The sequence below is a fragment of the Rhizobium sp. FKY42 genome, from assembly GCF_005222835.1.
In the GTDB taxonomy this organism is placed as follows: Bacteria; Pseudomonadota; Alphaproteobacteria; order Rhizobiales; family Rhizobiaceae; genus Neorhizobium.
The window spans coordinates 77,458-91,199 of sequence record NZ_STGA01000008.1 but is presented as its reverse complement, the minus strand read 5'-3'; the positions used below and the strand labels follow the sequence as shown (position 1 = coordinate 91,199).

14 protein-coding genes are annotated in these 13,742 nt (G+C 55.7%); 1 reads left to right on the top strand and 13 read right to left on the bottom strand.

The annotated features are described in order from the left end of the window. Positions 1 to 4: 4 nt before the first annotated feature. The 13 genes from lpxB to rpsB all read right to left on the bottom strand — a co-directional run bounded on the left by lpxB (position 5) and on the right by rpsB (position 13,105). Entirely contained in the window at positions 5 to 1,195 is a 1,191-nt protein-coding gene (gene lpxB / locus E8M78_RS04555; RefSeq protein ID WP_137133928.1) for a lipid-A-disaccharide synthase, read from the bottom strand. Then, positions 1,192 to 2,076, bottom strand: a complete 885-nt coding sequence (gene lpxI, locus E8M78_RS04550) for a UDP-2,3-diacylglucosamine diphosphatase LpxI (protein ID WP_246658222.1) — start codon at positions 2,074 to 2,076, stop codon at positions 1,192 to 1,194. Before lpxI ends, lpxB begins: the two co-directional genes overlap by 4 nt. Positions 2,077 to 2,080: 4 nt before the next feature. Continuing rightward, complete coding sequence (lpxA, locus tag E8M78_RS04545) at positions 2,081 to 2,896, bottom strand: acyl-ACP--UDP-N-acetylglucosamine O-acyltransferase (protein ID WP_137133927.1); 816 nt, start codon at positions 2,894 to 2,896, stop codon at positions 2,081 to 2,083. Next, entirely contained in the window at positions 2,893 to 3,360 is a 468-nt protein-coding gene (gene fabZ / locus E8M78_RS04540) for a 3-hydroxyacyl-ACP dehydratase FabZ (RefSeq protein WP_137133926.1), read from the bottom strand. Before fabZ ends, lpxA begins: the two co-directional genes overlap by 4 nt. Then, positions 3,353 to 4,411, bottom strand: a complete 1,059-nt coding sequence (gene lpxD / locus E8M78_RS04535) for a UDP-3-O-(3-hydroxymyristoyl)glucosamine N-acyltransferase (protein ID WP_137133925.1) — start codon at positions 4,409 to 4,411, stop codon at positions 3,353 to 3,355. The genes fabZ and lpxD overlap by 8 nt, the downstream gene beginning before the upstream one ends. A gap of 50 nt (positions 4,412 to 4,461) precedes the next feature. After that, positions 4,462 to 6,789, bottom strand: a complete 2,328-nt coding sequence (gene bamA, locus E8M78_RS04530) for an outer membrane protein assembly factor BamA (RefSeq protein ID WP_137133924.1) — start codon at positions 6,787 to 6,789, stop codon at positions 4,462 to 4,464. A 189-nt stretch (positions 6,790 to 6,978) separates the two neighbouring features. Further along, the gene (rseP, locus tag E8M78_RS04525) at positions 6,979 to 8,100 is read right to left on the bottom strand and encodes an RIP metalloprotease RseP (protein ID WP_137133923.1); all 1,122 of its coding nucleotides are present in this window, start codon (positions 8,098 to 8,100) and stop codon (positions 6,979 to 6,981) included. Between the two features lie 29 nt (positions 8,101 to 8,129). After that, positions 8,130 to 8,963 (bottom strand): phosphatidate cytidylyltransferase, encoded by an 834-nt coding sequence (locus E8M78_RS04520; protein WP_137133922.1) that lies wholly within the window; start codon positions 8,961 to 8,963, stop codon positions 8,130 to 8,132. After that, complete coding sequence (locus E8M78_RS04515) at positions 8,963 to 9,706, bottom strand: isoprenyl transferase (RefSeq protein ID WP_246658221.1); 744 nt, start codon at positions 9,704 to 9,706, stop codon at positions 8,963 to 8,965. Before E8M78_RS04515 ends, E8M78_RS04520 begins: the two co-directional genes overlap by 1 nt. 51 nt (positions 9,707 to 9,757) lie before the next feature. Beyond that, complete coding sequence (frr, locus tag E8M78_RS04510) at positions 9,758 to 10,315, bottom strand: ribosome recycling factor (RefSeq protein ID WP_170973316.1); 558 nt, start codon at positions 10,313 to 10,315, stop codon at positions 9,758 to 9,760. Between the two features lie 49 nt (positions 10,316 to 10,364). Continuing rightward, positions 10,365 to 11,090, bottom strand: a complete 726-nt coding sequence (pyrH, locus tag E8M78_RS04505; protein ID WP_137133919.1) for a UMP kinase — start codon at positions 11,088 to 11,090, stop codon at positions 10,365 to 10,367. Between the two features lie 97 nt (positions 11,091 to 11,187). Continuing rightward, positions 11,188 to 12,114 carry a translation elongation factor Ts gene (tsf, locus tag E8M78_RS04500; protein ID WP_137133918.1) on the bottom strand — a complete coding sequence of 309 codons (927 nt, stop codon included), beginning with the start codon at positions 12,112 to 12,114 and terminating at the stop codon, positions 11,188 to 11,190. 223 nt (positions 12,115 to 12,337) lie between these two features. Next, complete coding sequence (rpsB, locus tag E8M78_RS04495; protein ID WP_137133917.1) at positions 12,338 to 13,105, bottom strand: 30S ribosomal protein S2; 768 nt, start codon at positions 13,103 to 13,105, stop codon at positions 12,338 to 12,340. 257 nt (positions 13,106 to 13,362) lie between these two features. Between rpsB and E8M78_RS04490 the strand changes: the two genes are divergently transcribed. Then, complete coding sequence (locus E8M78_RS04490) at positions 13,363 to 13,716, top strand: STY0301 family protein (protein ID WP_137133916.1); 354 nt, start codon at positions 13,363 to 13,365, stop codon at positions 13,714 to 13,716. The last annotated feature ends 26 nt before the right edge of the window (positions 13,717 to 13,742 follow it).

The window sequence follows — 13,742 nt, the reverse complement described above, 5'->3', positions numbered from 1 at the left end:
ATGTTCAACCAGGAAGCTTGTTTTGCTCTGAGAGCAGATCGAGTACAACCCTGGCTCCAGCCAGACCTGGAGGAGTATCGGTGGCGAGCTTTGCCCAAACTTCGTCAAAGCCACTCTGCATTGCGCGCAATTGAGGCGTCTCGCGCGACAGCACCTCCGCCCAGCGCGCAAAGTAGCCAGGGCGCAAAAGATCGTTAAGGTGTTCCGGAATGACAGGTTTGTCCGCAATGAGATTGGGCAAGGCCGCTGACCACACCTTGATCCGTGACAGAAACAGCCTCATCAACAGATCTGTCTTGTACATGGACACGGTTGGAACACCGCACAGTGCAAGTTCCAGCGTCACTGTTCCAGAAGCGGCAAGAGCCATATCCGCCTTGGCAAAAGCGTCCCATTTTTCCTGCGGAGTCCGGGTGACCGTTGGCTTTACGCTCCAGTCCGCAAGCAGCGATTCAACGAGAGCATGTTGACGCGAAACCGTTGGCAGCAGAAAGGTTGCCGACGGATTGCGACTGCGGATGAGATCCGCCGTGTCCTTGAGAATCGGCATCAGGCCCTTGATCTCGGTTGACCGCGACCCCGGCAAAAGCAGAACACATGGACCGGAGCGACGACCGATGACCTGGCTCTCTACCAAAGTCTGACGCTGCTCACGCACGCGCTTCACGTTCGGATCCGCGGTTAATCGATGGCCGATAAACGTTGTTGTCGGCCCACCCAGGCGCACCATCTCCGGTGGTTCAAAGGGCAAGACAGCCAGCACGTGATCGACATATCCCAGCATGGCCTTGGCACGGTATTCTTTCCAGGCCCACACGCTCGGACACACATAATTCACAATGGGCAGGCCAGGCAGTTTCGCGCGGACATGTTTCGCGACACGATGGGTGAAGTCTGGACTATCGACAATGACAAGCAGGTCAGGCCTGGCTTCAACAATTCTGTCGGCAGTCTGCCGTACACGGCGCAGAAGCTGCGGCAACCGCTTCAGAACCTGCGTTATTCCCATGATGGAAAGTTCAGAATAGTCAAAGAAGGACCTGAGCCCCTGTGCCTCCAGCGCATCCCCGCCAACCCCGACGAGCTTGATGGTGCCGCCAAATTCTGCTCGCAGGTAGTGCACGAGATCGGCAGCAAGAAGATCTCCAGACACTTCTCCCGCAACCACTGCGACCTTGAGTTCTTTTCCGTTCACGGCAACCCCAACCCATCCAGTCCCAGATCAACGCCAGCGATGAAAAGACCATGTTGCTCAGCAAACTCTCCAGCCGCTTTTTGTTCGACAATCAATGAGCGGCCGGCCTCAACGGCCACACCTGCCAGACCCGCGGCAGAGAGAGCTACAATTGTCGACGGACCGATCGTCGGGAGATCCGCGCGCAGATCCTGCTGAGGCTTACAGAGTTTGACAAGCACACCCTTTTTCCGTTGGGATATCCGTCCTGATCGACGCAGGTCAGCGACACGGGCAAGCATGGAATCCGTGCCTTCGGGGCCCTCCAAGGCGATGATGCGGCCACCGACGCAAACAGCTCCCTGCCCAATATCTAGGCGACCAAGAACCCTTGCGGCTTCCACTCCAGCCTTGATGTCTATCCGATCCTGATCCGTCAAAGCTGGACCGTATAACAGTCCGGTTTGCGCGAGAAGGTCCGGGGCAATTTCATGGACGCCGCAAACACGGCAACCCATACCCTCAAAAATGCCGATAACCATTCGCAGGACAGCGTCATCTCCACCGTTGATCAGCGTCTTCACAATAGAAGGCAATCGAAAAACCACGCGTAATGTCGGATGAATACTGCCCCAATCTGGCCTCTTGTGAACACCGCCAGACATGACAACGCGGCTGATCCCTTCACGCCGGACGATCTGCTCAATCAAACGCGCATCGCCGATGCCCGCAACTTGAGCGGAAAAGCCGGAAAAGTCAGCATCCGCTTCGTTGCTAAGCGCGATGATATAGGGCTCATCCTGAGCTCGCCGCGCTGCCTGGGCCACATACAGAGGGAGGAAACCACGCCCTGCTATGATGGCGAGCCTACCAGTTTGGCCTCCACCACCTACCAGAGACACCGGCTCAAGCCTTCCCGCGATACGGGGAAGATATGGCTCGATCACTCTCGGCACAAATGAAGTCGATCACCTCGAGCGCCTCAGGGCAGTCCAGGTAATCGTTCCGCAACGCGGCGGCATTGCTGCGAACGGAGCCCTCGGCCTCGAAGATATCCTTGTAAGCTCGCCGGACCTTGTGAATGATAGCCCGCTCTATGCCGGCGCGTGTCATCCCAACAACGTTAAGGCCACCAAGAATGCCGGGATTGCCGTTCAGCATGCCATATGGAATCACGTCGTAATTGACTGCCGAGAGGCCACCAATGAATGCCTGTCGACCTATTCTCGTGAATTGATGCACAGCACATCCACCACTCAGGATAGCACGATCCCCCACAATGACGTGCCCAGCAAGCATGACATTGTTGGACAGGATGATATTGTTGCCCAGACGGCAATCGTGGGCGACATGTGAATTGGCGAGAAACAGGCAATCATCTCCGACGCTAGTTACTCCCCCACCCCCCACAGTACCAGAATTCATCGTCACGCCTTCACGAATTGTGCAACGCGCGCCGATGATAAGCTTCGAATCATCACCTGCCTCATGCAGGCTCTGCGAAACACCACCGATGACGGCCATCGGATGAATCTGGCACTGCGCGCCGACTTCCGTAAATCCGTCGACCACAGCATTCGAAATGATATGAACGCCATCTTTTAGGACAACGCGGGAGCCCACCCTTGAAAAAGGACCGACAACAACGTTTTCACCAATGACAGCGCCATCTTCGACGATGGCGAGCGGGTGAATACGTGCACTTGCAGCTATCGAACTCATTCAGCTTCCTTCGGGCGCATCATGGCGCCGATATCTGCTTCGGCGACCAGCACATCGTCAACCAGAGCATCGCAGTGGAACTTCCAGATGTTACCACGCTGTTTCTGCTTCCGAACCCGAATTTCAACGCGGTCGCCAGGAACAACCGGCTTACGGAAGCGAGCATTGTCAATTGTCATGAAGTACACAAGGTTGCCACCAGCACCCTGCTTCCGCGCACAGATGGCGCCAGCCGTTTGGGCCATCGCTTCCACAATCAAAACGCCGGGCATTATGGGTTGAGTCGGAAAATGGCCCTGAAAATGTGGCTCGTTGACCGTTACATTCTTGATACCAACTGCGCTCTCGTCGCCATTGATATCAACGATCTTGTCAACGAGGAGAAACGGATAGCGATGAGGCAACAGCTCCATCAGCTCCATGATGTCGACTGAATCCAGCACTTGCTGCGACTCATCAGCCATTATTTTCACCCTTCTTCTTCAAGCGACCTTCGGCACGCACCATGATTTCAGCCGATTCTCGCAAAAAATCGCCCAAGGGGCGCGCAGGCATTCCACCATATTTCGCTCCGGCAGGAACTGGTGTAATCACGCCGCTCATTCCCGCGATCTGGGCACCATCACCAATGGAAATATGTCCGTTGACCCCGGCAGCGCCGCCTATTTGTACTCCACTGCCGATTACCGTTGATCCCGCTACGCCGACACCGCTCGCCATGGCTGTATGCCGGCCGACCCGCACATTATGACCGATCTGAACGAGATTATCGATCTTGGTACCCTCGCCAATGACGGTATCATCCATGGCGCCACGATCGATCGTTGTGTTAGCGCCGATTTCGACATTGTCCTGAATGATCACACGCCCAATCTGAACGATCTTCACCATGCCGGTCGCACTGGGCGCAAAGCCGAATCCGTCCTGTCCAATGCGAGCACCGGAGTGAATGATCACGTTATTGCCAATAAAAGTGCAGGCAAGCGTGACATTCGACGCAACAGAACAGCCCCGGCCAATCTTGACGCCAGGCCCAATGGTCACGCTAGAACCAATATGAGTGCCAGCTCCGATCTCGACGCCAGCACCAATGACGGCAAACGGCTCAATGGTAACATCCGCCTCAAGGCGCGCGGTCGGATCGACATGGGCAGATGGCGAAATGCCGGATGCTTGAACCTGCATCGGCCGCAATGCAGCCGGATACAAAAGAGAGGCCATCAACGCGAATGAGGTTTGGGGCGATGCGGCACGCAGAATAGAGATTCCAGCTGGCACATAACCTTCGAGTCCGGACCCGCAGATGATAGCGGTGGCAGCACAGGTTTCTAGTTCGACTCGGTACTTCCTGGATGCAATGTAGCAAACATCGCCTTCCTTGGCACGATAAACAGGTGAGACCCCCCTGATCATCGAACTACCGGTACCTTCATCCACGAGTTCAGCCTGGCATCGGTTCGCGAGTTCGCGCAAACTGATCGCCTGGGAAGGCGGAAAGAAAGAATTTCTGTCCATGAAGTCAAGCTCCTGAAGAGCAATCGGCCCTCTTTCGAGGGCCGAGAAGATCAGAACTGGTTCGCCATGCTGAAGCGGAAGCGCTGTTCCTGATCGTAGTCTTCCTTCACAACCGGAACCGCGTAATCGAAGCGAAGAGCTCCGAACGGAGAAGCCCAAGTGATGCCTGCGCCCACGGATGCGCGCCATGCCGAACTCGTACCCTGGATACCAGCTGTATTGGCCACTTCGTTGCCATAGAGCGTACCCGCATCTGCAAAAAATGCTGCGCGAAGACCAAAGTCTTCCGGAACAACCGGCAGCGGAGCGGTTACTTCCGCAGAAGCGGTGAAGTAGGTCGTGCCACCGATCGTGTCACCATTACGCATGCGAGGACCGATACCATCGTTCTCGAAACCACGAACCTGACGTCCGCCTAGCGTAAACTGATCGAACACATTCAGCTTGTCGCCTGTCGCAACAACGTGGCCCGCACCAACAGACAACTGACCGATGAGGTCCATTTCGTCCGAAAGCGTGTGGAAGTAGCGAGCGCGCCCGTAGATCTTGTAGAACTCGGAATCGCCACCGAGACCGGCATATTCATGCGTAACCGTTGCATAAATGCCCTGACGCGGGAGCGTCATGCTGTCCAACGTATTGTAGGTCAACGTCTGCGAAACGGACGACTGTAGATAGGTACCACCGTTCACGAGATCCAGATACGGACGCGAAAGGCTCGTCTTCCAGTCGCCATCACCGCTATACTGAATTTCCTTATAGTTATACCGGAATGTCGTCGCCAGTTCTTCCGTGATCGGCGCCGTCACACGTAGCGTAAAGCCCTGCTCTTCGTAGGTATAATAGTCGTTCGAAGAGGTCTGGCTCTTGAAAACGTCAAAGCCAGCAGCAAGGCGATAGCCAAGGAAATAAGGCTCGGTGAAATTCAAGGAGTAGGTGCGCGAACTATCCTGACCACCACCGGCAGCAACACGAATGTACTGACCACGACCCAGGAAGTTCTTTTCCTCGACAGAAGCTTCCAGAACTACACCGTCGTTGGCCGCATAACCTGCACCAATACCAAACGAACCGGTCGCCTGATCCTCAACGTCAACCACAATCACGACGCGGTCAGGAGACGAGCCCTGCTGCGTAGAAATATTGACCTTGCCGAAGTAACCAAGGGCTTCCAGGCGGCGCTTGGCACGCGTGATCATCGTCTGGTTGAAGGCATCACCTTCGCTAAGGTCGAATTCACGACGAATAACATAGTCGCGCGTACGTGTGTTGCCGCGAATATCGATACGCTCAACGTATGCGCGCTCCCCCTGATCCACCAGGTAGGTCACGCCAACGGTGTTGGTCTGGAAATTACGATCACCGCGCGGCGTAACACGTGCGAACGGATAACCTGCGCTAGCGACCTTTTTGGAGATCGCCTCCATTGTCTTCTGGATTTCCTTGGCGTTGTAGGTGTTGCCGCTCTTGGTCTGCACCAGACCCTGCAACTCCTCGCCGCTAATTCCGCTGACAGTTGATTCGACAGCCACATTGCCGAAATTATAGCGTGCGCCTTCTTCGACCGTAAACGTGATTGTGTACTCGTTCTTCGACTCGTCGAGCACCGCATTGGAGGAAACGACGCGAAAGTCCGGGTAGCCGTGATTATAGTAGAACTGGCGAAGCGCCTCTTCGTCAGCACGCAGCTTATCATCGGAATAGACATCCTTGCGCGTGATGAACGACAGCGGACCGCTTTCCTTGGTAACCAGTACGTCGTGCAGACGACGATCACCGTAAGCCTGATTGCCGACGAAGTTGATCGAGGAGATCTTCGTGCGCTCACCCTCGTTGATCACGAAAGCCAGGTTTACCCGACCCTGCCCGACCGGAGCCGTCTGGGTCGTGATCTGAACATCGCTTCGACCGATCGACGTATAGGCTTCCTTGAGGCGCTGAATATCCGCCTGAATGATTGCATCTGAGTATGGTCCGAGCGGCTGCGTCTGAACAACAGACTGGAGCTTGTCATCCTTGATCTTGCGGTTACCGTTGAAAACAACCTGATTGACCAGGCGGCTCTCATTGACGGAAACCACCAGGGTCCCGCCCGAAACGGAAATCTTCACGTCAGAGAAATAGCCGGTTGCGTACAGGCGCTTGACCGACTCATCAATGTCCGAATTGGAAAACGCTACCCCTGGGCGAATGGTAAGATTTGAACGGACAGCCTCCTGGCCGGTACGCTGGGCGCCCCGCACATCAATGCGCTGAATCACAGCGGCTTCAGCCGCCAAAGGCGATGCAAGCACAACAACGCTTGCGCCCGACACGACAACACCAGCAGACAGCGCAAACGCCGACACTGCGTTCAAAAACTTTGAACCAGCTTTCATTTCAATTCTTACCTTTTCCCGTTGTCCCTCGGCGGGCGGTAACCCGACTCCGGCCACGTGTGTCGTTTTACCTGCTTTTACCCTACAAGCAAGGTTTCCCGTTAATTTCTATTTACTTCCTTGCAAGCAGTGTCCCAATCGACACGGCGACTTGCAAACAAGGTAAACAGACCCTTTCCTCGAACGTCCTCAGCCTATTAGATTGCTGATATCGTTCCACGTTGCAAATACCATCAGGCTCAGAACCATAGCCAGTCCGATACGAAACGCAATCTCTTGTGCACCCGCCCCAAGTGGTTTTCCACGAATGGCCTCAATGGCATAGAACACAAGATGGCCACCATCAAGTACCGGAACCGGCATCAGATTGAGCAAACCGATCGAAACGGACAGGACGGCTGCGAGTTGTATCACTGCGGCAATTCCGAGAGTTGCCATCTGCCCGGATGCCTGTGCCACCCGCACCGGCCCACCCAGTTGATCTGCCTTCATGCGACCCGTAACAAGATTTCCGATATAGCGGAACGTGCCGGAAATGATCTGTCCCGTTTCGATCACGCCTTCTTTCACCGCCTCGATCGGCGTGTACTGTACGCGACGGAAGTTACCGCTCTGCTCGTTTGTAACGACGCCAATCAAACCCATTTCGACCTTGTTGCCGAACTGATCGGTAAGTTCGGTCCGCTTCGGCACCAGAGGAATGTCTTGGCGCTGGCCGTTTCGCTCAATGGTCACAGTAACGAGCGTTTCCGGGCGGATACTGACGTAGCGGCGAACATCATCGAATGTCTTGATTGCAGATCCATCCAGCGCGACCAGACGATCTCCCGGCAAGATGCCTGCGGCCGCGGCAGCACTGTCCGCGCGCACTTCCGAAACAACGGGATCAGAGACAGATCGTCCATACACGCCGAAAAGGACTGCAAAAATGACGATTGCCAAGAGAAAATTCGCAATCGGACCGGCAGCAACGGTGGCAGCACGCTTCCAGAGCTTCGCGCCGCCAAGTGTCTGGGCGCGCTCCGCCTCTGTCAGATGACCAAGACCGTCGAAATCGGGTCGGCTCGATGCATCCTCATCGCCCCAGAACTTGACATAGCCGCCCAGTGGGATCGCGGAAATTTTCCATCGGGTGCCGTGCTTGTCGTTGAAGCCGATAAGCTCCGGGCCAAAGCCGATGGAAAACGCAGTGACTCGGATACCGCTCCAGCGACCGACAAGATAGTGCCCCATCTCATGGACGAAGACGAGCAACGACAGCACAAGAATGAACGGAATCAAATAGCCTGTAATGAAGCCAAAGATGGCCATTTCTTCCTCCGCGCGCGATCCGGCTTTATTTACAAGCCAAATACGAAAGCTGCAACTGATGTACCACCTGCGTCAGACCACGCCGCATGGATCACCGCAAGAAGAAAAGCTGTGAAACCGGCGAAAACGAGGCCGTCAACCCGGTCCATCACCCCACCGTGACCAGGAATGAGATGACTGGAATCCTTTACGCCGAAACGACGCTTGATGAACGATTCGAAAAGGTCACCGATTTGACTCGCGATGGACAACAGGAGCGCGAGGCCCAGCGTCCGGAAGCTCAACTGCGGAAAGAAGGAGAACGATACAGCGCCTCCGGCAATCACCCCGGATATCGTCCCACCAATGGCACCGGACCAGGTTTTCCCCGGCGAAATGCGCGGTGCCAGTTTCTTCCCGCCAATGGCGCGTCCCACAAAGAACGCAAGAATGTCGGTCGCCCAAACAATCGCGAAGACATAGATCATGGCAACTAAACCTGAGGCATCATTCCCACGAATTGCCGCCAGGGAAATGCCACTGAGGCCTGCGTAGAAGATACCCCCCGGAAACCAACCGCTGCAATCTCTCAGATAGAGCAATATCAATCCGGTTACGGTGAGACCGGCCAGCAGAGGAACGCCGAGAGCCGGATCGCCAGCGATCAAATTCAACGAGAGGAGAGCAATCGCAAACCAACCGAAGGCGTATGAAGGATAATGCCGCGCCGACAGCCCGGTCATCGTCGACCATTCATAATAGATCGAAACCATGATCGCAGCCGACAGGATATCGAAGGCCAAGCCGCCCATCCATGTCGCCCACAACGAACCGACCGCCAAAACGATGGCCGAAACGATTCGCTTCTTCAACTCAGACGACATCACCCTACCACCGCCGTTGTGCTTTCGGAAAGGCCGCCAAAGCGACGATCGCGCGTAGCGAAGATTCGCAGGGCCTCATCGAACATCTCGCGCCCGAAATCAGGCCAATAGCCTGGCAGGAAAACCAATTCGGCATATGCAGCCTGCCAGAGCAAAAAGTTTGAGAGACGCTCCTCGCCGCTGGTTCGAATGATAAGGTCAGGGTCCGGAATTCCCACCGTATCCAACTGCGATGCAAGGTGGTTTTCAGTGATATCCTGTGATGCCAGTTCTCCCGCTTCAACCATAGACGCCAGACGGCGCGCTGCACGCATGAGTTCGTCGCGCGCACCATAATTGAATGCAATGATCAACGTGAGGCCGGAATTGCCACGAGTGGTATCCTCGGCCTCGAGCAAAAGCGGCAGAATATCGCCCTTCAGGTTCTCGCGATCGCCGATGACCTTGATCCGAACATTGGATTTATGCAGCTCGGCGAGATCGCGTCGGATGAACCGTCTCAGAAGCCCGAGAAGGTCAGAAACCTCTGCTTCCGGACGACTCCAGTTTTCTGACGAAAATGCGAACAAGGTCAAATAGCGTATGCCATATCCACCGGCCACTTCGACTGCACGACGAACGGCTTCCACGCCTTTGGTATGTCCCACGGTCCGTGGCAAGCCCCTCTCCTTGGCCCAGCGCCCGTTGCCATCCATAATGATGGCAACATGCTTCGGCACATTCGGCGTCGAACCACTAATCATGGAATATCCGTTCATTTCGTGCCGATTCAACCGGTGAGCGCAGCAGGGGATTTAAACCTGCATGATTTCCTTTTCCTTGTCAGCAAGCAAGCGATCGACTTCGGAAATCGTATCATCCGTCATCTTCTGTACTTTTTCAGACTGTGCACGGCTGTCGTCCTGGCCGATGACTCCGTCCTTCTCGGCCTTCTTCAGGGCTTCCATCCCATCGCGGCGTACGTGGCGAGCGGCAACTTTTGCCTTTTCGGCGTAGTCATGCGCCACCTTCACGAGTGACTTGCGCCGCTCTTCATTGAGTTCCGGCAGCGGAATGCGCAGTGTCTGGCCGTCGACGATCGGGTTAAGACCAAGGTGGGATTCGCGGATCGCACGGTCGACAGCCCCGACCATCGTCTTGTCCCAGATGGAAACCGAAAGCATACGCGGCTCTGGAACGCTGATGTTGGCGACCTGATTCAACGGAACGCGCGAACCATAGGCCTCCACCGTGACCGGATCCAGGATGTTTGCCGAAGCACGGCCTGTTCTCAAGGAAGCAATATCGCTCTTGAATGCTGCAATGGCGCCGTCCATACGACGCTTGAGATCGTTGAGATCCGTTCCGCTCATCATACACTCCATTTTTCTTGCTGTCGCGGCATCCTGACCGCGCCTGATGTCAGTTATCGGTTACGATGGTCTTCAGGCCACCACCCGTCAAGATTTGGCCGAAACCACCCTTCTCGTGTATCGAGAACACGATGATTGGAATACTGTTCTCACGCGCTAGCGCCACGGCAGCAACGTCCATGACGGCCAGCCCCTTCTCCAGCACTTCGCTATGCGTAAGGCTGTCGAAACGGGAAGCATTCGGGTCCTTTTTCGGATCGGCAGAATAGATACCATCCACCTGCGTTCCCTTGAAAATGGCCTGTGCACCGATTTCGGCGGCTCTGAGCGCGCCAGCCGAATCGGTCGTAAAGAAGGGGTTGCCCGTTCCGCCGGCAAAGATCACCACACGGCCCTGTTCCAGATGATGAAGCGTGCGCCGCTGTGAGAAACTTTCACAGATTTCCGGCATCGCAATCGCAGAGAGAACGACCGTCTCGATGTTGAGTTTGCGCAGCGACGTCGCCAGCGCCAGTGCATTGATCACTGTTGCCAACATGCCCATGTGGTCGCCAGTGACGCGATCTCCACCCTTGGACGCAACAGCCACGCCGCGGAAAATGTTTCCTCCGCCAACGACCACGCCGACTTCCACACCCATGGAAACGGCCTCGGCAATGTCGGCGGCAATACGATCGGCGACAGTGACATCGATGCCAAAGCCCTGACTGCCCATCAGCGCCTCACCAGAGACCTTCAGCAGTACACGTTTATAGACGGGTTGGGTGGAAGACATGGAAACTCCTTCGAGGATCGCACCGAAAGCCGGATACACGAAGGGCATCGCATTGTCACGCGATGCCCCAGGCTTTTACAGGTTTTAGAACGAAAGCTTAGTGCTTAACGGCCGCTGCAACTTCTGCAGCGAAATCGGTCTCTTCCTTCTCGACGCCTTCGCCGAGCAGCAGACGAACAATGCCCGTGACTTCGATCGGAGCGCCAGCATCCTTTTCCGCTTCCTTAAGAGCAGCGGCAACAGTCAGGTCGGGATTGATCACGAATGCCTGCGAGAGAAGCGCGACTTCTTCAAAGAACTTGCGCATGCGGCCTTCAACCATCTTTTCGATGATCGCGTCTGGCTTGCCGGAGGCGCGGGACTGCTCGATGAAGACGTTGCGCTCGCGCTCGGCAACAGCAGCGTCGACTTCCTCGGCGCGAACCGCCAGCGGGTTGGTGGCGGCAACGTGCATGGCAACCTGACGGCCGATAGCTGTCAGAACGTCCTTGTTACCGGTCGACTTGAGAGCAACCAGCACGCCCAGCTTGCCAAGCGAATCAGCAGCTGCGTTGTGGATGTAGGTCGCAACCACACCGTCTTCGACCGAAAGCTTTGCAGAACGACGAAGCGTCATATTTTCGCCGATGGTGGCGATTGCGTCCTTGATCGTATCAGTGACGGACTTGCCAGTCGCCGGGTAGGTCGCAGCCGAAACAGCCTCAACGGAACCATCCGTCGTCAGCGCAACCGCCGCAACGCCACGAACGAGATCCTGGAACGCATCGTTACGAGCAACGAAGTCGGTTTCGGAGTTGAGTTCGACAACAACGGCGCTGGTACCAGCGCTGGCAATGCCGACGAGACCTTCTGCAGCAGTACGGCCAGACTTCTTGTCAGCCTTGGCGATACCCTTGGCACGCAGCCAGTCGATCGCGGCTTCCATGTCGCCATTGGTTTCGGCGAGCGCCTTCTTGCAGTCCATCATGCCTGCGCCGCTCTTCTCGCGCAGTTCCTTGACCATTGCGGCTGTGATTTCGCTCATTTTCGCCTCTTATCGATTTGTCGGATGCGCCTGCTGGAATCGGAAACCGGCGCCAATTTGGAGCACGAATGTACTCGGGACTATAACAGCGTTATGAATGGCACTCCGGCGCATCAAGCTATCAACAGCGTGCACTTGGCCACGGAGCGTCTACATTCGAATGAAGGCCGCCACAGGGGCGACCTTCAAATCATGGAACGAAGAGCCGAAGCTCCCCAGTGAATTAAGCCTGAGCTTCGTCAGCCAGAGCCGGCTCGATCGGTGCATCGGCAGATGCGCCGATATCGCGACCGGAAGCGCCCTGCTGGCGAGCCAAACCGTCGATCGCGGCGCGAGCAACGAGGTCGCAATAAAGCGAAATTGCGCGTGAAGCGTCGTCGTTACCTGGAATCGGGTAGTCGATGAGGTCCGGATCGCAGTTCGAGTCGATGATAGCGACAACCGGGATACCCAGGCGCTTGGCTTCGTCGATAGCGATCTTTTCCTTGTTGGTATCGATGATGAACATCAGGTCCGGCGTGCCGCCCATGTCACGGATACCGCCGAGAGCCTTCTCCAGCTTCTCGCGCTCGCGCTCAAGGTTCAGACGCTCCTTCTTCGTGAAGCCCTGGGCTTCGGAGTTCAGGATTTCGTCGAGCTTGCGCAGGCGCTGAATCGAATTGGAGATGGTCTTCCAGTTCGTCATCATGCCGCCGAGCCAACGGGAGTTGACGTAGTACTGGGCAGAACGCTTGGCAGAGTCGGCGATCAGTTCAGAAGCCTGACGCTTGGTGCCAACGAACAGGACGCGACCGCCACGAGCAACCGTGTCGGAAATCACCTGCAGGGCGCGCGACAGCATAGGAACGGTCTGCGCCAGGTCGATAATGTGAATGTTATTACGATCGCCGAAGATGTACGGCTTCATCTTCGGGTTCCAGCGATGTGTCTGGTGACCGAAGTGGACGCCAGCTTCCAAAAGCTGACGCATGCTGAAATCAGGCAATGCCATGCCTTATACTCCTAGTTTCCGGTTTAACCCCCGCGAAACGAACAGCTGCATAAACAGCCACCGGCGGAACAGACCGGATTTCTCCCGGCCAATCCCAAGCTTCGCGTGTGGAATGACGGTGCGCATAACCGCCTTGTCATCCAATTGCAAGACCCGGAGTGTTATTTTAACTTCCCGGCTCTGGAGATTGCTTCTCCTACACAGACATAAAGTCTGGAATTTTGCAGGCTTCTTAAAAGCTGACTGGGGAGTGTTGAATGAACAAACCTGCAATTGTTCTGGGTTTTGTATCTCTGTTTGCAGCATCGACTGCCCATGCCTCGGATCCCGGTTGCCCCGGTCGTGCATCGGATCCGCTGCTTTCCATAGAGCTGTTCGATGGTCTGGTGGCAGATAATGTGGTGCTCGCGCCAGACCAGTCATCAGGAAGTGCGACCAGAGGAAAAGCGGTCTGGCAAGTGAGTTCCGTCTACAAGGAAGGCCGAACGCTCACCATAGCGTGCCGCTATCGATCATCAGAAAAACCTCTGATGATCGAAATCAAGCAGAAAGTATCGACCTGCACTCAGCAACTCGACATGAAGACGGGCGGCACCTTCACCTGCAAGTAAGATATGCAGCCCGCCTGCCTCAGATC